The following is a 21,685-nucleotide window of genomic DNA, read 5'->3' as shown; positions in this document are numbered from 1 at the left end:
GCCTCGCCGTCACTCGACCTCGATGATCCCGCGCGCGCCCATCTCGGCGTCGACCATGTGGTGCGTGACGACCGTGTAGCTGCCGGGCTCGGCGAAGGAGAGCTCGACGAAGCCGCCCTGGGAGGGGCCGAGCGCGAGGGCCTGCGATCCCCCGTCGCCCGTGGAACCGCCGTCCCGCAGCAGGTAGTCGCCCTCGGTCCACACCGTGTCGAACTGGCCGCCGATGACGTGGAACGCGGTCGGCCGGTTCGGGCCCAGGTCCATCACCCAGAACCGGACGCGATCGCCGACCCGGGCCTCGAGCGGGTCGTGCAGGTACTGGTCGACGTACCCGTTGAAGGTCATCGCGCTCGGCCGCTGCGCGGCGAGGGCCTCGGTGTCGAGCGCGCCGCCCCCGGCGCCGAGGTAGAGCTCGGACTGGGAGATGACGTAGCTGCGGTCGACCTCCGGCAGTCCCTCCGGCTCGATGACCACCGTGCCCGCCATTCCCGAGGCGATGTGCTGCGAGGCCGGCGCCGTGCCGCAGTGGTACATCCACACCCCCGAGCGGTTCGCGGTGAAGGTGTAGGTCAGCGACTCGCCCGGCGCGATCGTGCGCATCGGGCCGTCCGGCGCCACCTCGGAGGCGTGGAAGTCGAGCGAGTGGCCCATGGTCCCCTCGTTGACGATGGTGATCTCGAACGTGTCGCCGACCCGGCCGTGGAGGGTCGGCCCCGGCGCGGAGCCGTCGAACGTCCACATCTGCTGGGTCACTCCGGGCGCCACCTCGATCACCTCCTCCGTCATCGACCACGTCTCCCGGTGCGTGACCGGGCCCTGGTCCTCCGGGAGCGGCTCGAGAGAGGCGTCGCGGGCCTCGAACTCCTCCGACGGGACAGCGGCGGGGTCGACGGTCGCGTTCTCCGACGCGTCGGAGGACGAGCCGTGCTCGCCGTGCGCGGCCGAGGAATCGGCGTCATCGCCCGTGGACGCGTCCACCACCCCGCCGGAGACGACGACGTCGAGGGTCATGCCCTGCTGCCGGTGACCGATGATCGAGCACCACCCCTCGAACGACTCCCCGACGACGCCGACCTCGAGCGTGGCGCTCTCGCCCGGTGCCAGGCGCGGGGTGGAGTGGCCGGTCGGCAGGACGAGGTCGTGGACCTGACCGGCGTCGGCATTGGTCACCTCGAGGATCAGCTCGGTGCCCGCCTCGACCTCGATGCGGTCCGGGGTGAAGGTCATCCCCTCGGCCACGACCTCGACGGTCTCCGTCCGCCCGTTGGCCGGGACCGAGGAGGCGGAGGCGGTGCCGAGCCCGGCCGCGGTGGGGTCGACGAGCACCCCCGCGACGACGACGCCGAGCACCGCGACGAGCACGCCCGCGAGCTGGGGGCGGTGCGAGGCGGAGGTGGCGGCGGGTGCGGGCGCGGCGCCGTCGGACATCGCGGAGAGCCCGACGCGTGCCGCGTCGGTCGTGCCGCCCGGGGCGGGGTCGGTGGGCGGCACCGCGGGGGTCGTCGTCGGGCCTGTCGCCGTCGGGCCGGTGTGCGCGCGACGCGCGGCGCGGACGGACCCGACCGTGACCGGGACGAACGCGGCCATCGCCACGAGGTAGGCGACCGAGGCGAGGACCCGGACCGCGGAGGGCACCGGGAGGACGCAGATGAGGAGCATGGCGTTGGCGACGCCCACCCGCAGCGCCGCCCCCCGGTCCATCGCCGCGTTCGCCGCGCGGGCCGACGCCGGGCCCCGGCTCAGCTGGACCGGCAGCAGGTAGGACATCGCGCCGATGAGCACCTGGGCACCCGTGCCGGCCGCGAGGTAGGGGGCGACCTCGTCGAGCGCGGCCGCGGCGGGCGCGAGGTCGCCGGGGATTCCGCGCAGCGCGCCGACGACCAGCCAGGTGAGGCACGCGAGCAGCCACAGGACGCCGGCGGCGACGGACCAGGCGGCGTACGTCGTCGGACGCTTGTGCACCACGGTGCGGACCATCCGGGCCACGGACCAGGCGGTGCCGACCGCGTAGCCGGCGAGGCCGAGCGCGAGGACCTCGGGCCGGCCGGTCAACGCCCCGGCGGCGGCCACGGCGAGCCCGCCGGCGAGGACAAGCAGCGAGCGACGGGCGACGGTGACGGCGCCGTCGAGCATGCGGGTGCGCAGGATCGTCGGCCACAGGGTGACGAGGGTGCCGAGGATCGTCAGCCCCATCCAGCCCAGGACGTTGACGAGGGCGTGCGCGAGGATGAGCCGGTCGTAGGTCTGCCCGGCCGGGTCGCGCGCGAGGAGCACGCCGAGCGTCGCCCCCACGCCGAGGAACGCGACGGCCGCCAGGTAGTACCGCACCGTGACCGCGAACCGGGACCCGAGCGCCCGGCGCAGCCGGACGGCGAGCGAGGCCCCGTGCCAGAGCACGGCGGCCGCGACGAGCGCGGCCCCGACGAGGACGAGCGCCCAGGTGTCCGTGAGGATCCCGGCCACGACGACGGCGGCACCCCCGTTGCTCAGAGCGAGCCGGAGGTCCTGCGCGCGGCGGTCGGTCCCGGCCCGCAGCAGCGCGGTGGCGAAGTACTCGCTCCACACGAGGATCGAGTGCGTGATCGCACCGAGGAAGAAGAGGTGGAGCATGAGCCAGCGCGGCGCCGGCACCCACGGGTGGACGAGGACGGCGACGACGAGTGCGGCGAGCCAGACGAGCGCGGGCAGGTCGCGCAGCGGGCGGAAGCCGCGCGCGGACGGGGATCTCACGGACGGGTCCTCTCGGACGTGCGGGGCGGGGCGGTGGTCCGCCCCGTGGTGAGGGCCGCGACCACGGCGACCAGGACGAAACCGAGGAGCGCGACGACCGTGGCCGTCGAGCCGATGCGATGGACCACGGTGAGGCCCATGCCGTCGCCGAGCCACACCCGCGCGAGCAGCCCGAGGTGGAGGAGACCCGCGGGCACCCACATGGCGCGGTGGTAGGGCAGCGGGCGGCGGACGACGGCGGGCAGGATGACGCTCGCGTGCGCCATCACCATGCTGAGCGCGAAGCCGACGAACACGCAGTGGATGACGGCGTCGTACGCGGCGTCGGCCGGCGGGCCGAGCAGCCAGATCGCCCCCGCGACCGCGAGCCAGGCGAACCCGGCGAGCATCGCGGCCGCCATGAAGCGGGGCTGACCCGGCCGGCGGACCATGCGCCGGGCGACGTCGTGGACCGCGAGCCAACCCGTGAGCCCGAGCGTCGCGGCTCCCGCGAGCGGGAACCCGACCGCGGGCCACAGCAGCGCGACCGCGCACGCCGCGGCGAGCGCGCCGACGAGCCCGACGAGCACCCGCCCGGCGCTGCGCGGCATGGCGACGCGGGCGAGCTCGAGCCGCTCGCCCCCGATCGTCGCGACGACGAAGACCGCCAGCCACAGGTGGAGCACCTCCATCCCGATGCCGCGGGCGCCGAGGATCGCGGCGCCGGCGGCGAGGACGGCCCCGAGGAGCTGGACGAGCACGGCGTCGTCCCGGGTGCGCCGCCACAGGGGCAGGTAGGTGACGGCCAGCGCGACGGCACCGGCCGCGAGGAGCAGGCGCCCCTCCGCGCGCCCGGCGAGCAGGGTGAGGCCGCCGGCCCCGAGCAGCGCGGGGGCCAGGTAGCCCCAGGCCCGGTCGAGCGCGACGGAACGCTCGAGCGCGATGACCGTGCCGAGGAAGCCGAGCGTCATCAGCCAGCCGTGCTCGTCGGCGAGCACCCCGGGCAGGTCGGGTGCGAGACCGAGCAGGGCGAGCGCGCCGCCGAGCCCCGCGAGCATCGCGAGGCCGCCAGGGAGGAGCAGGAGCGCGCGGGCCGGGAGCGGCCGGGCGGTCCGTGGGTGGGCGGCCGGCGGGGCCGGGGTCGTGCCGTCCGTCCCCGTGGTGCCCGGCCGGTCTGCCGGGGGCGGAGCGGCGCGCGTCGCGGTCTCGTCACTCATCGCTGCCGCCGACCCGCAGCACGCACGTCCCGGGGGAGGCGAACGGCTCGAGCGAGGTGGGCACGTCCCCGGCGCCCCGCGCCTCGAGCGCCCCGCGGACGAGCCCGTGGTGGACCGCGCACACCACCTCGGGCGTCTCGGCGGCGGCCTCGAGGAGCGGGCACGAGTGCAGCGTGACGCGCGGCGTGCCCGCCTCGTGCTGCGGCTCGTAGCCGAGCCGGCGCATGAGGTCGACGACGATCGCGGTCGGGGACGAGCGGGTCTCGTCGTCGGCGTTCGTCGCGTCGTCGGCCGGCTCGAGATCGGCCGCCCAGGCGCGACCCGCCTCGTGCGCGATCGATCCTGCGTCCGGCAGGCCGGTGAGCGAGCGCGCGAGGGCGGAGGCGAGACCGGCGTAGCCGGCGTCGTCGGGACGGGTGGGACGCCAGACCCACGGCGGCCGGCCCCGTCCGGTCGCGGTGCCGCGGGAGCGCTCGACCAGACCCTCGTCGAGCAGCGCCTCGAGGTGGCCGCGCACGGTGTTCTCGTGCAGGCCGGTGAACCGCGCGATCGCCGAGAGCCGGACGCCCCGGTTGCGGCGGACGAGCTCGAGCACCTGGGCGCGCGAGGGGGAGTGCGCGCGCCGGTTCTGCGTCCCGGACCCGGATGTATTTTCCACGGGGTTCATCGTAGTAAAGTTTGAGCACGTCACCTACCGAGGAGGAGCACGATGAAGTCACACGTCGAGATCGGCGCCGAGACCACGAGCCAGGGCGGGTGCGCCTGCGGACACCACGACGACGGTGCCCTGCCCGAGCTGGACGTCCAGCAGATCCCGCACGCCGTCCGGCACGGCGCGATCTTCGGCGCGCTCGGCCAGCTGCGCCCCGGGGGTGGGCTCGTCATCCGCGCGACCCACGACCCGATTCCGCTGCTCGACCAGCTCGAGCAGCGCGCGCCGGGGGAGTACGCCGTCAGCTACCGCGAGCGTGGCCCCGAGGAGTTCGTCCTCGAGCTCAGGCGGAGTCGGGAGGGCTGAGTCTCGACCGCCCACCGGCGCGTCCAGCCTCGTCCGCGTGCGGGTCGGCGAGCGTGCGGACGAGGAGTCAGAACGCGCCGGTCAGCCGCATGAGGACGAGGCTGGCGACCGCCACGACCGCCCAGAGCAGGCCGCCGAACGCGAGGGGTCGCCAGCCGGCCCGGCGGAACGCGGCGAGGTCGGTCTGCAGCCCGATCGCCGCGAGCGCCATCGTGATGAGGAACGCCGCGGCGTCCCCCGCGAACGGCTGGACCGAGCCGGGGATCACGCCGAGGGTCGTCAGCGCGGCCATGAGGAGGAACCCGACGAGGAACCACGGGACGAGCCCGACGACGCCGGCCACCGTGAGCCGCTCGACGCTCTCGCCTGCACCGGCCGCGGCGCGGCGCTCCCGGCGCTGCTCGCGCACCGCGAGCGTGACCGAGATGGGGATGATCATCAGTGTCCGCGCGAGCTTGACGACCACGGCGTAGCTCGTGGCCGCCGCCCCGAAGACGCTCGCCGCCGCGACGACCGAGGACGTGTCGTTGACGGCCGTGCCCGCGAACAGGCCGAACGTGTCGTCGGACATCCCCAGCGCGCGGCCGAGCGGCGGGAAGAGGAGGACGGCTGCCACGTTGAAGAGGAAGATCGTCGAGACCGCGTACGCGATGCTCGCTCCCTTGGCCCGAATGACTGGGGCGGTGGCCGCGATCGCCGACGCGCCGCAGATGCCGGTGCCGACCGTGATGAGCGTGCGGAGCTCGCCCGAGACCCCCAGCAGGCGGCCGAGCGGGGCGGCGGCGAGGAAGCAGATCGCCAGCGTCCCGAGCATGACGGGGAGCGTGTCGACGCCGACCTCCCACACCCGGCCGAGCGACATGCCGATGCCGAGCAGGACGACCGCGAGCTGGAGGACCCGCTTGGCGGACAGGGCGAGGCCCGGCGAGAGCACCGTGCCCGGCCTGCGCAGCTGACCGAGCGCGACGCCGATGACGACCCCCGCGACCGCGGAACCCACCACCGGCACGGCGCGCCCGACGAGCGTGGCGACCACCGCGATGGCGGCGGCGAGGGCGAGACCGGGCAGCTTCTCCCGAACGGTGTTGGACCGGGTGGCAGGCATGGTCGACAGGATGCGCCCGCCCGGCCGACCCGTGAGCGACGTGTCCGCGGACACGCGGGCTGACATCATCGGGGACGAGGCGCGGGCGCCGCGCCCGAGACGGAAGGAGCGTCGTGCCCGACCACGTCCCTGACCAGCTGGACCCCGCAGGGAGAGACCTGCGCGCCTACACCGACGAGCTACGACCGGACCACCCGGTCGTGCGTAACGACCGCGGGCAGTGGGTGCTCCTGCGGCACGGCGACGTCGTCGAGGCGGCGCGGGACGCCCAGCGGTTCTCGAGCGCGGTCTCCGCCCACCTGCAGGTGCCCAACGGCCTCGACGGCGACGAGCACCGAGCGGTCCGTGAGGCGACCGACCACTTCTTCTCGCCCGGCGAGCTGACCGGGCTCGAGCCGGTCCTGCGCACCATCGCCCGCGAGCTCGTGGCGGGCGTGGGGCCTGGGGAGAGCGTCGACGCCGTCGAGCTCGGTGCGCGGTTCGCCGTGCGCGCCCAGAGCGCGTGGCTCGGCTGGCCGGCGGAGCTCGAGGCGCCGCTCCTGGACTGGGTGGCCGAGAACCACGCCGCCACCCGCTCGCGAGACAGGGCGCGCACGGCCGCGGTGGCGGCGGCGTTCGACGAGATCATCGCCTCCGTGGTCGAGCCGCGGCGCGCGCTCGGCGATGAGGCGCCGGACGACGTGACGACGCGCCTCATGCACCAGGACGTCGCGGGCCGCGTCTTCAGCGACGACGAGATCACGTCGATCCTGCGGAACTGGACCGGGGGAGATCTCGGGTCGATCGCCCTGTGCGCCGGCGTCGTCGTCGCGTTCCTCGCCGCGGAGGAGAGGCACGTCGAGCATCTCCGTGCGGCGGACCCCGCCGAGCTCGAGTCCGCGATCGACGAGATCCTGCGGATCGACAACCCGTTCCTCTCCAACCGTCGGCGGACGGTATGCCCCGTGCGCGTCGGGGGCGCGGACATCCCGGCCGGGGACGTCGTCACGCTCCACTGGACGTCCGCCAACCGGGACGAGTCTGTGGTGGGCGATCCGGACCGGTTCGACCCGGAGGGCAACGCCGGGCACAACCTCGTCTACGGCACCGGCCCGCACGTCTGCCCGGGCCGGCCGCTCGCCACGATGGAGCTGCGCGTCCTCACCGAGGAGCTGCTCGCCCGGGGCGGGGCGATCACCTGGGCCGGCGAGCCCGAGCGGGAGACCGCACCGCTCGGCGGCTACCGCCGGGTTCCGGTCGTCCTCGGCTGACGGGGCGCACGGCAGTCCGCCCCGGGGCCGCGCGGGGCAGGTGGGTCAGATCGGCCGGATCACCCGCGCGGGGTTGCCCACGGCGACGACGCCGGCCGGCACGTCCTTCGTGACGACCGCGCCCGCGCCGATGACGGAGTCGTTCCCGATGGTGACGCCCGGGCAGACGATGACGCCCCCGCCGAGCCACACGTTGTCCTCGATCGTGATCGGCGCGGCGGCCTCGAGCTTTGCCCGGCGCGGCTCGGCCTCGACCGGGTGCGTGGGCGTGAGGAGCTGGACGTTCGGCCCGATGAGGCAGTCCTGCCCGATCGTCACGGCCGCCACGTCGAGCACCATGAGGTTGTAGTTGACGAACGAGCCCGCGCCGATCGAGACGTTGCTGCCGTAGTCGACGTAGAGCGGGGGCCGGACCTCGACGCCGTCGCCGACGTGGCCGAGGAGGCGGCGCAGCAGCTCCGGGGCGGTGCCGTCGGCCGCAGTGTGCGCCCGGTGGTAGGCCTCCTGGAGACGGCGGGCCTCCTCCTGGAGGCGTTCGAGCTCGGGGTCGTCGGCGATGTAGAGGTCTCCGGCGAGCATCCGCTCGCGGTTCGAGCGGGGGTCGCCGGCGAAGTGGTCGGCGGCCGCGTCCGGGGCGGGGTCGGGCGTCGTCACGACGACGAGCCTAGGCGAGGGCCCTGCGCGCCCGGAGCCCGTTCAGGACGAGCCAGACGATGAGGGCCACCTCGCCCACGAACGAGATCGTGCTGACCTCGAACGCGCCCGCGGGGCCGACCTGGGACACGACGGCGTCGACCACGTACCCGGCTCCCGCGACGACGACGAGCGCGGCGAGCCACCGCGGAGCCCCCGCGAGGCGCCACAGCAGGACTCCGACGCCGACCAGCGAGAGTCCGAAGACACCGAGGGCGAGGTCCCAGATCTGGTCGAACCGCTCGGCGTCCCCGGCGACCACGAGGCCGGCCGCGGCGTACCCGAGGACGAGGCCGTAGCCGATCCGCAGCGCGGCGGTGACGCGGGCGAGGCGACGACCGGCGGGCTCGAGCACGGGTACGAGGGCGAGCGCGACGACGACGTCGAGCGCGGCGACGACCAGCATGAGCCAACCGGCCACCGAGGTACGGCCGTCCGGGAGGAGGACGAACGTGGCGATCGGCGCGAGCGCCGCCATCGCGGTGAGGGCCGCGGCGGCGACGAGGGGCGGCCGTGCGGACCGGGGTGTGCGGGCCGTGCCGGGCGTGAGCGGCGGGGCGGCGCTGGACGGGGCGGGGGAGATGGGGGAGACGGGGGAGCTCGAGCGCATGTGTACTTAGTACACTATCGGTGGGTCGGCGACAAGAGGCTCGACCCGCGGGCGGTCGCGCCACCCCGGGCTCACGGGTGCGACGTGGTGTGCTGGCCCGAGATCGAGGGGTCGGCGAGGTGCGCAGGCGCGCGACGCGCACGGCCCGAGGTGGACGACGTGCGTGAGGGAGATGGAGGCCGTCATGGGGGACCGGACGAGCGCGGGGCGCCCCCGGGCCCGGCTGAGCCGGGAGCGGGTGGTGAGCGCCGGCGTCGGGCTCGCGGACCGGGACGGACTGGGCGCGCTGACGATGCGATCGCTCGCCGACGAGCTCGGCGTGCGGCCGATGGCCCTCTACCGGCACGTGGCGCACAAGGAGGAGCTGCTCGACGCCCTCGTCGACGCGGTCTTCGACGAGATCGTGCTCATGACGCCGGGGGAGGAATGGCGGGACGAGCTGACCCGGCGCTGCCGCTCGATGCGGGCGGCCCTCGGGCGGCACTCGTGGTCGCTCGCGCTCATGGAGACGCGCAGCAGCCCCGGACCCGCCACGCTCGAGCACCACGAGAACGTGCTCGAGGTGCTGCGGACCGCCGGGTTCTCGGTGCCGGCCACGGCCCATGCCTACGCGGTGGTCGACGCGTTCGTCTACGGCTTCGCGCTGCAGGAGGCCGAGCTCGCGGCGGCCGGCCTCGGCGAGGCGGAGCAGACGCTCAGCGGGATCCCGCTGGAGAAGGCGCCCCGGATGGCGGAGCTCGCCCAGGAGCACGTTCTCGCTCCCGGCTACGACTTCGGCGACTCGTTCGAGGTCGGCCTGACGATCGTGCTCGACGGGCTCGAACGGCTGCGCCACGAGTTGTAGGGACTGCGTCGCAGGGCATGGACGAGAACGGCCCCTGAGCAGCGTGTCCGCTGATCAGGGGCCGTGTCCTACGGGTGGGCGATACTGGGTTCGAACCAGTGACCTCCTCGGTGTGAACGAGGCGCTCTACCACTGAGCCAATCGCCCGCGCCCTGCCGCTCGCGCGACGGGGACGGTCGTCAACTCTATCCGATCGACGGCCCTGATCACGACCTCGACGGACGTGACAGCGTTCACCCTCCAGACAGGCCCGGTTGGTTTGAGTTTTGCCGGGACCGATGGTTAAAGTTCTGGTCGCACGAGGGGCTGCCACGCGGCCCTGGTGCGATGCGGATGTGGCTCAGGGGTAGAGCATCACCTTGCCAAGGTGAGGGTCGCGGGTTCGAATCCCGTCATCCGCTCGGAGGTCCCACCACCACGTGGGAGCATGTCCCCGAGAGGGGGCATGGACCTCATGGTGGCGTGGCCGAGAGGCGAGGCAGCGGCCTGCAAAGCCGTACACACGGGTTCGAATCCCGTCGCCACCTCGGGCGATTGGCGCAGCGGTAGCGCGCTTCCCTGACACGGAAGAGGTCACTGGTTCGATCCCAGTATCGCCCACCGGACGAAGCCCCCGACCAGCAGGTCGGGGGCTTCGCTGTTCCCCGCCGAGTGCCCCTCAGATGCCGTTGAGGGAGCCGCATGACGATCGTCACCCTGCGCCCGTGGCGCCCCGACGACGGCCCCGTAGGCCGTCTGGAGGCCTCGAGCGACGGCCCCGTGGGCCGTCAGGAGTCCTCGAGGATCGACGGGTCGTACCGCACGTCGTCGGCGGAGTCGACCCCGAGCTCGTCGAGCGTGATCTCGCGGACGATGATCCGCAGCCAGTTCATCTCGCACTCGAACTGCTCGTCCGGCTCCGTGGGTGCGACGGCGTGGCCGGCGATCGCTCCCGTCCCGTCGGTGACCACGCGGAGGGACTCGTCGCAGATCGGCTGGGCGTAGGTGAGGACGACGGAGGTGTCGAAGTCGACGTCCGCGGTCAGGGTCTCGGTCTCGATCTCGGGGGACGGGAGGCCGTCGAGCCATGCGTCGTACTCGTCCTGGGTCCGGATGAGGGCGGTGATCTCGTCGACGGGGACGTCGCCGATCGGGTCGGGCTCCTCGCTCCAGCCGCCGACGCCGGTCCCGACCGAGGTCAGGCTCTCGGGCTCCGTCGACGCGGTCCCGGTGGGGTCCGCGACGTCGTCGCCGCATGCTGCGAGCACGAGCACGGCCCCGACGACGCCGAGCGTCGCGAGCCTCGTGCGGAGTGGCCGCCCGTCCGTCGTCGTGGCCCTCGCCGGTCGCGTCGTCATCCAGCTCCCCGTTCGTCGTGTCCCTGCCGCCCCGATCGTCCCCCGAGTTCACCGGCTCGCGCGGGCGATATGCACGGGTACTGCTCCCCGGGCGTCGGTAGCATGGGACGGCACCCGTCCCCGTTCCTAGGAGCCCCGCATGTCTGCAGCGCCCGTGTCCGTCCGCCTCGACGACGAGCTGCTCGAGGTGACCACGGGGACGACGGGTGCCGACCACTTCGCGGACCGTCGCGACGTCGTCGCCCTGCGGGTGGACGGGGAGCTGCGCGACCTCGCCACCGACCTCGGGACGCTGCCGGACGGCGCCGTCGTCGAGGGCGTGACGATCGACAGCCCGGACGGACTCTCGATCCTGCGGCACTCCGCGGCCCACGTGCTCGCCCAGGCGGTCCAGCAGGTCAACCCGGCGGCCCGCCTCGGCGTGGGCCCGCCGATCACGGACGGCTTCTACTACGACTTCGACGTCGACGAGCCCTTCACGCCCGAGCAGCTCAAGGAGCTCGAGAAGGTGATGGGGCGCATCGTCAAGGAGGGGCAGAGCTTCGTCCGGCGCGTCGTCACCCTCGACGAGGCGAACGCCGAGCTGGCCGGGGAGCCGTACAAGCTCGAACTCGTCGCGCTCGCCGGCGGACCCGGCTCGGGCGGGGCCGCCGAGGACGGCACCCAGGTGGCCGAGGGCGCGAGCGTCGAGGTCGGCGGCGCCGAGCTGACGATCTACGACAACGTGCGCCGCGGGGGAGAGGTGGCCTGGGGCGACCTGTGCCGGGGCCCGCACCTGCCGAGCACGAAGCTCATCGGCAACGGCTTCAAGCTCATGCGCTCGGCCGCCGCGTACTGGCGCGGCTCGGAGAAGAACCCGCAGCTCCAGCGCATCTACGGCACCGCGTGGCCGACGAAGCCCGAGCTCACCGCCTACCTCGACCGGCTCGCCGAGGCGGAGCGTCGCGACCACCGCCGGCTCGGCTCCGAGCTCGACCTGTTCTCCTTCCCGGACGAGATCGGGTCCGGCCTGCCGGTGTTCCACCCCAAGGGCGCGATGATCCGCATGGAGATGGAGGAGTACTCGCGCCGCCGCCACGTCGAGGCCGGCTACTCGTTCGTCCAGACCCCGCACATCACGAAGAAGAACCTCTTCGAGACCTCCAAGCACCTTGAGTGGTACGCCGACGGCATGTACCCGCCGATGCACATCGACGAGGAGGTCGGCGCCGACGGTCAGGTGACCAAGCAGGGCCAGGACTACTACCTCAAGCCGATGAACTGCCCGATGCACAACCTCGTCTACCGCTCGCGCGGCCGCTCGTACCGCGAGCTGCCCATGCGGCTGTTCGAGTTCGGGCACGTGTACCGGTACGAGAAGTCCGGCGTGGTCCACGGCCTCACCCGGGCGCGCGGCTTCACCCAGGACGACGCGCACATCTACACCACGCGCGAGCAGATGAAGGAGGAGCTGTCCGGTCTGCTCACCTTCGTCCTCGACCTGCTGAAGGACTACGGGCTCGACGACTTCTACCTCGAGCTCTCGACCCGCAACCCGGAGAAGTCGGTCGGCGACGAGCAGACCTGGGAGGACGCGACCCGCACGCTCGCCGAGGTCGCGACCGAGTCCGGTCTCCAGCTCGTCGACGACCCGGGCGGCGCCGCGTTCTACGGCCCGAAGATCTCGGTCCAGGCCAAGGACGCGATCGGCCGCACCTGGCAGCTGTCCACCATTCAGCTCGACTTCTTCGAGCCCGAGCTGTTCGAGCTCGAGTACACGGCCGGCGACGGCTCGCGGCAGCGCCCGGTGATGATCCACCGCGCCCTGTTCGGCTCGATCGAGCGGTTCTTCGGTGTCCTGCTCGAGCACTACGCCGGCGCCTTCCCGGCCTGGCTCTCCCCGGTCCAGGTCCTCGGCATCCCCGTGGCGGAGGCCTTCGAGGGGCACCTGTCCTCGGTGGCGGACAAGCTCCGCGCCGAGGGGGTCCGGGTCGACCTCGACCTGTCCGACGACCGGTTCGGCAAGAAGATCCGCAACGCCGCCAAGGTCAAGGCCCCGTTCGTCCTCATCGCCGGCGGCGAGGACGAGGAGGCCGGGGCGGTCTCCTTCCGCTACCGCGACGGCAGCCAGCGCAACCAGGTCCCCGTCGACGAGGCCGTGGCCGAGATCGTCGCCCACATCCGCTCTCGCGTGAACGCCGACCCGGCGGCACCGCAGGACGCCTCGGAGGACGCCTCCGCCGACGCCGGGGCCCCGGCGGGAGCCTGAGCCGATCGTGAGCGCCGACCAGGTCGAGGACCCGCTGGACCAGCCCGGCGTGCCCGACGCCCTCCAGCGGCTGTGGACGCCGCACCGGATGGTCTACGTCGGCGACACCGGCGGTGACGTGCGTCCGCGCACCGGGGAGTCGGCGGCGTGCCCGTTCTGCGCGACACCCACCCGCGACGACGCCGACGGGCTCGTCGTCCACCGGGGCGAGCACGCGTACGTCGTGCTCAACCTCTTCCCGTACAACCCCGGCCACCTGCTCGTGTGCACCTACCGGCACGTCGCCGACCTCACCGACCTCACGGTCGCCGAGCGGGACGAGATCGGCCGACTCTCGGCGCGCGCGATGCGGGTCGTACGCGGCGTGTCCTCGCCGGCCGGCTTCAACCTCGGGATGAACCAGGGCGCGGTCGCGGGGGCGGGCATCGCCGCGCACATCCACCAGCACGTGGTGCCCCGGTGGGCCGGCGACGCCAACTTCCTGCCGATCGTCGCCCGCACCAAGGCCGTGCCCCAGCTGCTGTCCGAGACCCGCACCCTGCTCGCGGACGCCTGGGACGACGAGGCGTACGACGACGAACAGCCCGACGACGACCCGCGGACGTCCGCCGATCCGCCTCGATCAGGACCGAGGCCCTGATGCTGTCCTCGAGCGGCCGTGGGATCACGGAGGCGATGCTGGCTCCGGTCACCCGGGCGCTCGTGCGTCGCCGGGTACCGGCCACGGCCGTCACCGTGACCGGCGGGGCGCTGACCGTCGCGATCACCCTCGCGCTCATCCCGACCGGCCACCTGTGGATCGGCGCGCTCGTGCTCGGCGTCGTCGTGCTCGTCGACTCCCTCGACGGCCAGGTCGCGCGCGCCACGGGGACCGTGTCGCCCTTCGGCGCGTTCGTCGACGCGACGACCGACCGGCTCGTCGACGGCGTGCTGCTCGGGTCGATCGTGGTCTACGCGCTCCGGCACGTCCCCGGCGAGCAGGGCGACGCCCTGGTGGTCGCCGCGCTCGCCGCTCTCGTCGCCGACCAGCTCGTGCCGTACACGAAGGCCCGGGGCGAGGCCGAGGGCTTCGCGGTGGGCGGCGGGCTCGCCGAGCGCGCCGACCGGCTCGTGCTCGTCCTCGCCGGCGTCCTCGTGCACGGGCTCGGTGCGCCCGCCTGGGTCCTGACGACGGTCCTCGCACTGACGGCGCTGGCGTCCCTCGTCACCGCCGGGCAGCGGGTCGCCCAGGTGCGCGCGCAGGCCCGTCGGTCCACGGAGGCCTCGTGAGCCTCGACCCCATCCGGCTGCTCCCCGCGGCCGCGCGGCTGGTGGCGCGCACGCCGGAACCGGTCGTCGACCGGATCGTCGGCGCCGCGGGCAGCCTTGCCGGCTCCCTGCCGTCGGAGCGCACGCGCCGCATCGCCGCCCACACCGCGCGCCTGCGCCCCGACCTCACCCCGCCCCAGCTCCGCCGCGCCGTCCGGGCCAACATGCGCGGGTACCTGCGTTACTTCGCCGAGGCACTCACGCTCGGCCGACTGACCGACGAGCAGGTCCTCGCCCGGTTCCGCGCGGTCCACCGGGAGAACGTCCAGCCGACCTTCGACGCCGGCCGACCGGTCGTCGCCGCCCTTCTGCACGCGGGCAACTGGGACCTCGCCGGCGCCTGGTCCTGCCTCGCGATGGCGCCGGTGCTCACCGTCGCCGAGCGGCTGCAGCCCGACGCCCTGCACGAGCAGTTCGTCCGCCTGCGCACCGAGCTCGGCATGACGATCGTCGTCGATGACGGGTCACCGGTCCTGCCCCGGCTCACCGAGCTGGCGCCGACCCGGCCCCACCTGGTCCCGTTGCTCGCCGACCGGGACCTCGGCCGCACGGGCGTCGAGGCCGAGGTGGCCGGGCGGCCCGTCCTCGTCGCCGCCGGTCCCGCGGCCCTGGCCCTCGCGCTCGACGCCCCGCTCGTCGTCATCACCATCCGTCACGAGCGGCTCGACGGCGAGCGGGCGCGGCGCGCCGGCTCGCGGTGGGGGATCGTCACCGAGTTCAGCGCTCCGGTCGAGGTGCCGGGGATCGCCCCCGGGCGGTCCGCGGCCTGTTCCGGTGCCGGCGGCGGAGCGGGCACGCGGCCGGGCACCGCCGCCGCGGTGCGGACGCCCGGACACGCCGAGGAGGCGGCCGCCGGCTCCTCGCCGACCAGGCCCGTCGACCGCGCCGACGTCGTCGCGCTGACCCGCGCGTGGGTCGAGGTGGCGGAGCCGTTCCTGCTCCGGCACCCCGAGCAGTGGCACATGCTCCAGCGGGTCTTCGTCGAGGACCTCGACGCCGAACGGCTCGCCGCCGGACGCGCGCGGGAGGCACGGGCCGCCGGCGGTCTCGCGTGAGGATCGGCATCGCGCACCCGTACGACGTCGCGCACCCCGGCGGGGTCGACGTGCACGTCCGCCAGCTCGCCGCCGCGCTGCGCTCCCGCGGCCACGAGGTCGTCACCTTCGCGCCGGGTCGCCGGCCGCGAGGCACGGACGAGCAGGTCGCCGGCCGGTCGCTGCCGGTCCGCTTCAACGGCTCCGTGGCGAATGTGGCCCCGCACCCGGCCGCCGCGCGGCGCGCCCGCCGCTGGGTGCGGGAGAGCGGGCTCGACGTGCTCCACGTCCACGAGCCGACCGTCCCCTCGGCGTCGGCCTTCGCCCTGCGCGCGGCCCGGGCCGAGGGGATCCCGGTCGTCGCCACGTTCCACGCCGCGATCGACAGCGTCGACCGCCTCGGGCCGCTGGCCGCTCTCCAGCGCCGGCACCTGCGCGGGATCGCCGCCCGGATCGCCGTGTCCGAGGAGGCCGCCCGGACCCAGAGCCGTTGGCTGGGGGCGGAGTGCGAGGTCGTGCCCAACGGCCTCGACGTCGCCGCGTTCCGGCCGGGCGCCGGGGGCAACGACGACGAGCGTCGTGCAGTTTCGCATCCGCATCCGCATCCGCATCCGCGTCCCGCCCCGGACGGGGGTGGCGCCCCGTCCTACGGCGACGCGCCGGTCCGCGGTCCGCGCGTGCTCTTCCTCGGCCGCGCGGGCGAGCCGCGCAAGGGGTTCCGCGTCCTCGCCGAGGCGTGGCCGCGGATCCTGGCCGCCCACCCGGGGGCCACCCTCGTCGTCGCGGGCCCAGGCGGCGACCGGGCCGTCGAGGCGTTGGCCAGTCGCCTCGACCCGGGGCACGGCGGCGACGGCACGACCGGCACCACCGGCACGGCCGACACCGCCGGAACGGCCGCCGCCGCGCGCGTCGACGTCCGGGGCCGCGTGAGCGAGGACGAGAAGGTCCGGCTCCTGCGGGGCGCCGACGTGTTCGTCGCCCCGCACACCGGGGGCGAGAGCTTCGGGATCGTCCTGCTCGAGGCGATGGCGGCCAGGGCACCCGTCGTCGCCACGGACCTGCCGGCCTTCACGGCGATCCTCGGGGCGCACCCCGCCCCGCTCGGGCTCCTCGCCCGCCGCGACGACCCGGCCGATCTCGCCGACCGCGTCGGCGAGGCGTTGTCGGAGCGCACCGCGGCCCTCGAGCGCGCCGCCCGGGCCGCCCGGGCGGTCGAACGGTACGACTGGTCCGTCGTCGCCGCCCGCGTCGAGGAGGTCTACCGCCGGGTCGTGGGCACCCCCGGCGAGACCTCCCCGCCCCGGTCGTCGGACGGAGACCCGGGTCCCTCGTAGGGTGTCCCGGTGAGTCAGCACATGGGCATCGCGCCAGGTCCCGGGTCCTACGGTCCGCCACCCGCCGCCTGGCCCGTCCCGCGTCGCCGCTCCCGCGCCTTCACCGTCACCGAGATCGTCGCCGTCGCGATCGCCGTCGGGGGACTGGCGTGGATCCTGCCGCGCCTCGTCGGCGGCGCCTCGGGTCCCGGCCAGATCCTCGTGGCCGTCGCCCTCGCGATCGTCCCGTTCGTCGCGATCCTCCTCCTCGTGCGGTGGATCGACGCGTGGGAGCCGGAGCCGCGCGGTCTCCTCATCGTCGCCGTGGCCTGGGGCGCAGGCGTCGCCACCGCGGTCGCAGCGACCGGCAACTCGCTGTTCCAGGTGGTCGTCGCCGAGGACCAGGGCCTCGAGCGTGCGGCGGCCCTCACGGCCGTCGTCAGCGCCCCGCTCACCGAGGAGTCGATGAAGGGTCTCGGGCTCGTCGTCGTCGTGCTCCTCGGGCGCGGCCAGTTCCACGGACTCGTCGACGGCGTCGTCTACTCGCTCGCCGTCGGCTCAGGATTCGCCGCCGTGGAGAACATCCAGTCCTTCCTCACCTACTGGGACTCGATCACCGCGGTCTTCGTCCAGCGCGGGCTGATGACCCCGTTCGCCCACCCGATGTTCACCGTGTGCATGGGCCTCGCGCTCGGCATCGCCTCGCAGTCCGACCGGCCCGGGCGCTGGCTGCTCGTGATTCCGGGCTGGATCGCGTCGGTGGTGCTGCACGGGTTGTGGAACTACACCTCGGTGAGCGGTTCCTTCTTCCAGGTGTTCGTCTCGTTCCAGATCCCCCTCTTCGGCGCATTCATCGCCCTCGTGCTGTGGCTGCGTCACCGGGAGCGACGCGCGATCGAGTCCGGGCTGCGCGACTACGCCGCCGCCGGGTGGTTCGCCCCGTTCGAGGTCCAGATGCTCACGTCCACCGGGGCCCGGAAGAACGCCGTGCGCTGGGCGGGCGGACGGGGGAACCCCCAGCGCAGCGCGATGATCGACTTCCAGCAGGCCGCCGTGGAGCTGGCGCTGGGCCGACGCCGTGCGCGCGCCGGACGCCAGGGGCGCGACCACCAGGCCAAGGAGTCCGCCCTCCTCCGGCGCGCCGTGGCCGACCGGGCGGTGTTCCTCCGTGGCTGATCACGAGCCTGCCGCCGACCTCCCCCCGGCCGACCTCGGTGAGGAGTGGGTGCCGGGTCCCGACGGCATCCCGTTCCGGCGCGGTGCCCGGGTCCTCCTGCTCGACGACGACGGCGCGCTCCTGCTGGTCGAGGGGCACGACGGCGACGACGACGACCACCGCTGGTGGTTCACCGTCGGCGGCGGAATCGCGACCGGCGAGGACGACCGCACGGCTGCCGTCCGCGAGGTGCGCGAGGAGTCGGGCCTGACGGTGGCGGCCGAGGACCTGCTCGGCCCGGTGGCCACGAGGAGCGCGACGTTCCGGTTCGTGCGCCGCACCGTGCGCCAGGACGAGGTCTTCTTCGTCGCACGCGTCCCGGGCCGGCGACCGGGCACGGACGAGGCCGGCTGGACCGAGCTCGAGCGCGACGTCCTCGACCAGATGCGCTGGTTCAGCCCCGACGAGCTCGACGCTCTCGTGGCCGGCGGCGCCACCGTCTACCCGAGCGAGCTCCCCGACCTCCACCGCCGCGTGGCCTCGGGCTGGGACGGGTCGCAGCCGCACCTCGTCCAGGACGACTGAGCGACCAGGACTCACTGACGGCCGCGTCCCGGTGACGTGGACGGCTGGCACGCACGACGGACGGTGCCCCGGACCGCGCGCCGCCGCGCGGCGGACCGGCGTCGGGTGCCAGGTACGATGCCCGACGGACCAGGCGCCGACGACGCTCGGTGACGACAGCTCACCGGCCGCGGACCAGCAGCGAGAGCCGAGCGAGGGAGACACGATGTCGGGACACTCCAAGTGGGCGACGACCAAGCACAAGAAGGCCGCGATCGACGCCAAGCGCGGCAAGCTCTTCGCGCGCCTCATCAAGAACATCGAGGTGGCCGCCCGCACGGGTGGCGGTGACCCGGCCGGCAACCCCACGCTGTTCGACGCGATCCAGAAGGCGAAGAAGAACTCCGTCCCCGGGGACAACATCACCAACGCCGTCAAGCGCGGCTCCGGCGAGCTCGCGGGCGGCGCCGACTACGAGACGATCATGTACGAGGGCTACGCACCCGGCGGAGTGGCCCTGCTCGTCGAGTGCCTGACGGACAACAAGAACCGCGCGGCCTCGGACGTCCGCGTCGCCTTCACCCGCAACGGCGGCAACCTCGCCGACCCGGGCTCGGTCGCGTACCTGTTCAACCGGCGCGGCGTCGTCGTCGTGCCCAAGGCCGAGGGCGTGACCGAGGACGACGTCCTCGCGGCCGTGCTCGACGCGGGGGCGGAGGAGGTCACCGACCAGGGCGAGAGCTTCGAGATCCTCTCCGAGGCGACGGACGTCGTCGCCGTGCGGACCGCCCTCGTCGACGCGGGCCTCGACTACGACTCGGCCGAGTCGCAGTTCGTCCCGTCGATGGAGGTCACGGTCGACGCCGAGGGCGCGCAGAAGGTCATGCGGCTGATCGACGCGCTCGACGACCTCGACGACGTGCAGAACGTCAGCTCCAACGTCGACATCCCCGACGAGGTGCTCGCCGAGCTCGACACGGAGGACTGAGCCGTCCGCGGCACGTCGGAGGTCGCGCCGGCTCCGGGCTGGTCCTGCGACCGGGACGTGCGCGACCGGGACGCGCGCGGCCGGGACGCGCGCGGCCGATGAGCCCGCTCGAGATCGTCGTCGCGGTGCTCGCCGTGGCGATCGGCGCCACGCTCCAGCGCGTGTCCGGGATGGGGGTCGGCCTCGTGGTGGCGCCCGTCCTCGCGCTCCTCATCGGGCCGGTCGCCGGCGTGTGGCTGACCAACGCGACCACCACCGTCTCCGCCCTCGTCATCTGGCGCGCCATGCGCACCGGGTTCGACTGGCGGCGGCTGCGCGTCCTGCTGCCGTGCGCGGTCATCGGTGCGGTCCCGGCGGCGATCGTCGTGCGCGAGCTGCCGCTGGCCTGGCTCGAGATCTCCGTCGGCTCGATCCTCGTGCTCGGCCTGCTCGGCACCGTCCTCGCCTCGGCGCTCGACCGGCTCCCGCCCGTGCGGGGACCGTTCGCCGCCGGGGTGGCGGGCGCGATCGGCGGGTTCTTCAACACGACGGCCGGGGTCGCCGGCCCGGCGATGGTGATGTACTCCCGGCTCTCCCGGTGGTCCCAGACCTCGTTCGCCGCGTCGATGCAGCCGACGTTCTTCACGATGGGCGCCCTGTCCGTCACGCTCAAGCTCCTCCTCGGCGCCCCCGCGTCCGAGCTCCCGCCGTGGTGGGTCGTCGCCCTGCTCGCCGCCACCGTGATCGCGGTGGTCCCGGCGGCAGGGAAGCTCGCGGCGCGCGTGCCGGCCGGGCGGGCCCGGACGCTGACACTGGCGGTCGCCTGGGCCGGGGCCCTCGCCACGCTGGCGCGGGGGATTGTCCGCCTCGTCTGAGACGGGGTGCGAGAGTGGGGACGTGCGCATCCTCGGAGTCGACCCCGGCCTCACACGCTGCGGCCTCGGCCTCGTCGAGCGCGGCGGGGGGCGCGAGGTCGAGCTCCTGCACGTCGAGGTCGTGCGCACCCCGGCGGACGAGGACCCGCACCTCCGCCTCCTCGCGGTCGCCGACCGACTGGACGCCGTGCTCGCGGAGCACCGGCCCGACGTCGTGGCGGTCGAGCGCGTGTTCGCCCAGGCCAACGTCCGCTCCGTCACGGGAACCTCGCAGGTCGCCGGCGTGGCGATGCTCGGGGCCGCGCGTGCCGGAACCGCCCTCGCCCTGCACACGCCGAGCGAGGTCAAGGCGGCCGTGACCGGGGACGGTCGCGCGGGAAAGAAGCAGGTCCAGGAGATGGTGCGCCGGATCCTCCGCCTCGAGGCGGCTCCACGGCCTGCGGACGCCGCCGACGCGCTCGCGCTCGCCATCTGTCACGCGTGGCGCGGCGGGGCGACGGTCCCGGGCCGGGGGACCGCCACCGCCCAGCATGGCGGGGCCGGCATGCTGCCAGACGCCGCGGGCGCCGGGCTCACGCCCGCGCAGCGCGCCTGGGCCGACGCCGAGCGCCTGGCGCGTCGGGCGGGTGCCGTCGCCCAACGACGGTAGGGTGTCGAACACATGTTCTGGCACGGGTGCGCCGTCGGGCGCCCGGTGCACCCCGGGACCGCCGACCGATGCGCGGGCGGGGGACGTCGATCGAGGAAGGTGCACCACCGGTGATCTCATCGCTGCGCGGCCTGGTGGGTCGCGTCTCGCTGCAGGACGCCGAGATCGTCGTCGGCGGGGTCGGGATGCGCGTCCAGTGCGCGCCCGGGACCCTCGCGGGACTGCGCGAGGGCGCGGAGGCCCGGGTGGCGACCTCGCTGGTCGTGCGCGAGGACTCGCTCACACTGTTCGGGTTCGCCGACGAGGAGGAGCGCGACGTCTTCGAGACCCTGCAGACCGTGTCCGGCGTGGGGCCGCGGCTCGCGCTGGCGATGACGGCGGTGCTGAGCCCGGACCAGCTGCGGCGTGCGGTCGCGGACGAGGACCTCACGGCGCTCCAGCGGGTGCCCGGCATCGGGAAGAAGGGCGCGCAGCGCATCGTCCTCGAGATCGGTGACCGGCTCGGGCCGGCCGGGGAGGCCTTCGACGTCCCCGGTGCGACCACCGCCGAGCCGGAGAAGCCGGACGCGCACGTCGGTGAGGTCGTCGCCGCGCTGACGACGCTCGGCTGGAGCGACACCCAGGCAACGGGGGCGGTCGACGCGGTGCTCGCGGCCGAGGACGCTCCCGCGGACGGCGACGTCCCCGGCCTGCTCCGCGCGGCCCTCACCCACCTCGGCGGAGGACGCCGTGGCTGAGGGAACGGGCGCCGAGGGCGGGACGGGCTCTCCGGGCGTGGGCCCCGCAGC

The 21,685-nt window shown here is 74.4% G+C and carries 21 protein-coding genes and 4 tRNA genes; 17 read left to right on the top strand and 8 right to left on the bottom strand.

Features of this window, described 5'->3' with window-relative positions; all coding sequences use genetic code 11:
* Positions 1 to 9: 9 nt before the first annotated feature.
* From AC24FB_RS15635 to AC24FB_RS15625, 3 genes are read right to left on the bottom strand one after another with little or no spacing between them, the layout of a single operon-like run.
* Positions 10 to 2,730 carry a multicopper oxidase domain-containing protein gene (locus AC24FB_RS15635; protein ID WP_425714115.1) on the bottom strand — a complete coding sequence of 907 codons (2,721 nt, stop codon included), beginning with the start codon at positions 2,728 to 2,730 and terminating at the stop codon, positions 10 to 12.
* Positions 2,727 to 3,926, bottom strand: a complete 1,200-nt coding sequence (locus tag AC24FB_RS15630; RefSeq protein ID WP_425714114.1) for a hypothetical protein — start codon at positions 3,924 to 3,926, stop codon at positions 2,727 to 2,729. Before AC24FB_RS15630 ends, AC24FB_RS15635 begins: the two co-directional genes overlap by 4 nt.
* Positions 3,919 to 4,584 (bottom strand): helix-turn-helix transcriptional regulator, encoded by a 666-nt coding sequence (locus AC24FB_RS15625; protein ID WP_425714113.1) that lies wholly within the window; start codon positions 4,582 to 4,584, stop codon positions 3,919 to 3,921. Before AC24FB_RS15625 ends, AC24FB_RS15630 begins: the two co-directional genes overlap by 8 nt.
* Before the next feature lie 51 nt (positions 4,585 to 4,635).
* Here AC24FB_RS15625 and AC24FB_RS15620 point away from each other — a divergent pair, with 51 nt between their 5' ends.
* Positions 4,636 to 4,944 (top strand): DUF2249 domain-containing protein, encoded by a 309-nt coding sequence (locus AC24FB_RS15620; protein ID WP_425714112.1) that lies wholly within the window; start codon positions 4,636 to 4,638, stop codon positions 4,942 to 4,944.
* Positions 4,945 to 5,011: 67 nt separating this feature from the next.
* Here the strand turns inward: AC24FB_RS15620 and AC24FB_RS15615 are convergent, their stop codons facing one another.
* On the bottom strand, positions 5,012 to 6,049 hold the full coding sequence (locus AC24FB_RS15615) for a YeiH family protein (protein ID WP_425714111.1): 1,038 nt from the start codon (positions 6,047 to 6,049) through the stop codon (positions 5,012 to 5,014).
* 113 nt (positions 6,050 to 6,162) lie between these two features.
* On the opposite strand from AC24FB_RS15615, the gene AC24FB_RS15610 reads away from it, so the two are divergent.
* Positions 6,163 to 7,299, top strand: coding sequence for a cytochrome P450 (locus AC24FB_RS15610; RefSeq protein ID WP_425714110.1), 1,137 nt, complete (start codon positions 6,163 to 6,165; stop codon positions 7,297 to 7,299).
* Positions 7,300 to 7,344: 45 nt separating this feature from the next.
* Here AC24FB_RS15610 and AC24FB_RS15605 read toward each other — a convergent pair whose 3' ends face one another.
* Positions 7,345 to 7,878 carry a sugar O-acetyltransferase gene (locus AC24FB_RS15605; RefSeq protein WP_425714238.1) on the bottom strand — a complete coding sequence of 178 codons (534 nt, stop codon included), beginning with the start codon at positions 7,876 to 7,878 and terminating at the stop codon, positions 7,345 to 7,347.
* 85 nt (positions 7,879 to 7,963) lie between these two features.
* Positions 7,964 to 8,602: a DUF4386 family protein gene (locus AC24FB_RS15600; protein ID WP_425714109.1), complete on the bottom strand. Its 639-nt coding sequence runs from the start codon at positions 8,600 to 8,602 to the stop codon at positions 7,964 to 7,966.
* Between the two features lie 172 nt (positions 8,603 to 8,774).
* Here AC24FB_RS15600 and AC24FB_RS15595 point away from each other — a divergent pair, with 172 nt between their 5' ends.
* Complete coding sequence (locus AC24FB_RS15595; protein ID WP_425714237.1) at positions 8,775 to 9,446, top strand: TetR/AcrR family transcriptional regulator C-terminal domain-containing protein; 672 nt, start codon at positions 8,775 to 8,777, stop codon at positions 9,444 to 9,446.
* Positions 9,447 to 9,521: 75 nt separating this feature from the next.
* Here the strand turns inward: AC24FB_RS15595 and AC24FB_RS15590 are convergent.
* A tRNA-Val gene (locus AC24FB_RS15590) sits at positions 9,522 to 9,593 on the bottom strand.
* 182 nt (positions 9,594 to 9,775) lie between these two features.
* Here AC24FB_RS15590 and AC24FB_RS15585 point away from each other — a divergent pair.
* From AC24FB_RS15585 to AC24FB_RS15575, 3 genes are all read left to right on the top strand, one after another.
* A tRNA-Gly gene (locus tag AC24FB_RS15585) sits at positions 9,776 to 9,847 on the top strand.
* Between the two features lie 55 nt (positions 9,848 to 9,902).
* A tRNA-Cys gene (locus AC24FB_RS15580) sits at positions 9,903 to 9,973 on the top strand.
* Between the two features lies 1 nt (position 9,974).
* A tRNA-Val gene (locus AC24FB_RS15575) sits at positions 9,975 to 10,046 on the top strand.
* 167 nt (positions 10,047 to 10,213) lie between these two features.
* On the opposite strand, the gene AC24FB_RS15570 is transcribed toward AC24FB_RS15575, so the two are convergent.
* Positions 10,214 to 10,783, bottom strand: coding sequence for a hypothetical protein (locus AC24FB_RS15570; RefSeq protein ID WP_425714108.1), 570 nt, complete (start codon positions 10,781 to 10,783; stop codon positions 10,214 to 10,216).
* 139 nt (positions 10,784 to 10,922) lie between these two features.
* Between AC24FB_RS15570 and thrS the strand changes: the two genes are divergently transcribed.
* The 11 genes from thrS to ruvA all read left to right on the top strand — a co-directional run bounded on the left by thrS (position 10,923) and on the right by ruvA (position 21,634).
* Positions 10,923 to 13,031, top strand: coding sequence for a threonine--tRNA ligase (gene thrS / locus AC24FB_RS15565; RefSeq protein ID WP_425714107.1), 2,109 nt, complete (start codon positions 10,923 to 10,925; stop codon positions 13,029 to 13,031).
* A gap of 7 nt (positions 13,032 to 13,038) precedes the next feature.
* The gene (locus AC24FB_RS15560) at positions 13,039 to 13,671 is read left to right on the top strand and encodes an HIT family protein (RefSeq protein ID WP_425714106.1); all 633 of its coding nucleotides are present in this window, start codon (positions 13,039 to 13,041) and stop codon (positions 13,669 to 13,671) included.
* A complete protein-coding gene (pgsA, locus tag AC24FB_RS15555) occupies positions 13,671 to 14,300 on the top strand; it encodes a phosphatidylinositol phosphate synthase (RefSeq protein ID WP_425714105.1) in 630 nt (209 codons plus the stop codon). The genes AC24FB_RS15560 and pgsA overlap by 1 nt, the downstream gene beginning before the upstream one ends.
* Positions 14,297 to 15,394, top strand: a complete 1,098-nt coding sequence (locus AC24FB_RS15550; RefSeq protein WP_425714104.1) for an LpxL/LpxP family acyltransferase — start codon at positions 14,297 to 14,299, stop codon at positions 15,392 to 15,394. Before pgsA ends, AC24FB_RS15550 begins: the two co-directional genes overlap by 4 nt.
* Entirely contained in the window at positions 15,391 to 16,707 is a 1,317-nt protein-coding gene (locus AC24FB_RS15545; protein WP_425714103.1) for a glycosyltransferase family 4 protein, read from the top strand. The genes AC24FB_RS15550 and AC24FB_RS15545 overlap by 4 nt, the downstream gene beginning before the upstream one ends.
* Positions 16,708 to 16,716: 9 nt before the next feature.
* Positions 16,717 to 17,862: a PrsW family intramembrane metalloprotease gene (locus tag AC24FB_RS15540; RefSeq protein WP_425714102.1), complete on the top strand. Its 1,146-nt coding sequence runs from the start codon at positions 16,717 to 16,719 to the stop codon at positions 17,860 to 17,862.
* Entirely contained in the window at positions 17,855 to 18,427 is a 573-nt protein-coding gene (locus AC24FB_RS15535; protein WP_425714101.1) for an NUDIX hydrolase, read from the top strand. Before AC24FB_RS15540 ends, AC24FB_RS15535 begins: the two co-directional genes overlap by 8 nt.
* Positions 18,428 to 18,632: 205 nt before the next feature.
* Positions 18,633 to 19,394 (top strand): YebC/PmpR family DNA-binding transcriptional regulator, encoded by a 762-nt coding sequence (locus tag AC24FB_RS15530; protein WP_425714100.1) that lies wholly within the window; start codon positions 18,633 to 18,635, stop codon positions 19,392 to 19,394.
* Positions 19,395 to 19,492: 98 nt separating this feature from the next.
* Positions 19,493 to 20,248 carry a TSUP family transporter gene (locus AC24FB_RS15525; protein ID WP_425714099.1) on the top strand — a complete coding sequence of 252 codons (756 nt, stop codon included), beginning with the start codon at positions 19,493 to 19,495 and terminating at the stop codon, positions 20,246 to 20,248.
* A gap of 22 nt (positions 20,249 to 20,270) precedes the next feature.
* Positions 20,271 to 20,897, top strand: coding sequence for a crossover junction endodeoxyribonuclease RuvC (gene ruvC, locus AC24FB_RS15520; RefSeq protein WP_425714098.1), 627 nt, complete (start codon positions 20,271 to 20,273; stop codon positions 20,895 to 20,897).
* 110 nt (positions 20,898 to 21,007) lie between these two features.
* On the top strand, positions 21,008 to 21,634 hold the full coding sequence (gene ruvA, locus AC24FB_RS15515; RefSeq protein ID WP_425714097.1) for a Holliday junction branch migration protein RuvA: 627 nt from the start codon (positions 21,008 to 21,010) through the stop codon (positions 21,632 to 21,634).
* Positions 21,635 to 21,685: the final 51 nt, after the last annotated feature.

Source organism: Georgenia sp. Z1344, from assembly GCF_057652375.1.
This window is presented reverse-complemented; position numbering and strand designations above follow the sequence as displayed.

Coding starts and splice junctions, on each gene's coding strand:
- AC24FB_RS15595 (WP_425714237.1), top strand. CDS start 8,775: ATGGAGGCCGTCATGGGGGACCGGACGAGCGCGGGGCGCCCCCGGGCC.
- AC24FB_RS15615 (WP_425714111.1), bottom strand. CDS start 6,049: ATGCCTGCCACCCGGTCCAACACCGTTCGGGAGAAGCTGCCCGGTCTC.
- AC24FB_RS15605 (WP_425714238.1), bottom strand. CDS start 7,878: ATGCTCGCCGGAGACCTCTACATCGCCGACGACCCCGAGCTCGAACGC.
- pgsA (WP_425714105.1), top strand. CDS start 13,671: ATGCTGTCCTCGAGCGGCCGTGGGATCACGGAGGCGATGCTGGCTCCG.
- AC24FB_RS15570 (WP_425714108.1), bottom strand. CDS start 10,783: ATGACGACGCGACCGGCGAGGGCCACGACGACGGACGGGCGGCCACTC.
- thrS (WP_425714107.1), top strand. CDS start 10,923: ATGTCTGCAGCGCCCGTGTCCGTCCGCCTCGACGACGAGCTGCTCGAG.
- AC24FB_RS15525 (WP_425714099.1), top strand. CDS start 19,493: ATGAGCCCGCTCGAGATCGTCGTCGCGGTGCTCGCCGTGGCGATCGGC.
- AC24FB_RS15630 (WP_425714114.1), bottom strand. CDS start 3,926: ATGAGTGACGAGACCGCGACGCGCGCCGCTCCGCCCCCGGCAGACCGG.
- AC24FB_RS15600 (WP_425714109.1), bottom strand. CDS start 8,602: ATGCGCTCGAGCTCCCCCGTCTCCCCCATCTCCCCCGCCCCGTCCAGC.
- AC24FB_RS15620 (WP_425714112.1), top strand. CDS start 4,636: ATGAAGTCACACGTCGAGATCGGCGCCGAGACCACGAGCCAGGGCGGG.
- AC24FB_RS15530 (WP_425714100.1), top strand. CDS start 18,633: ATGTCGGGACACTCCAAGTGGGCGACGACCAAGCACAAGAAGGCCGCG.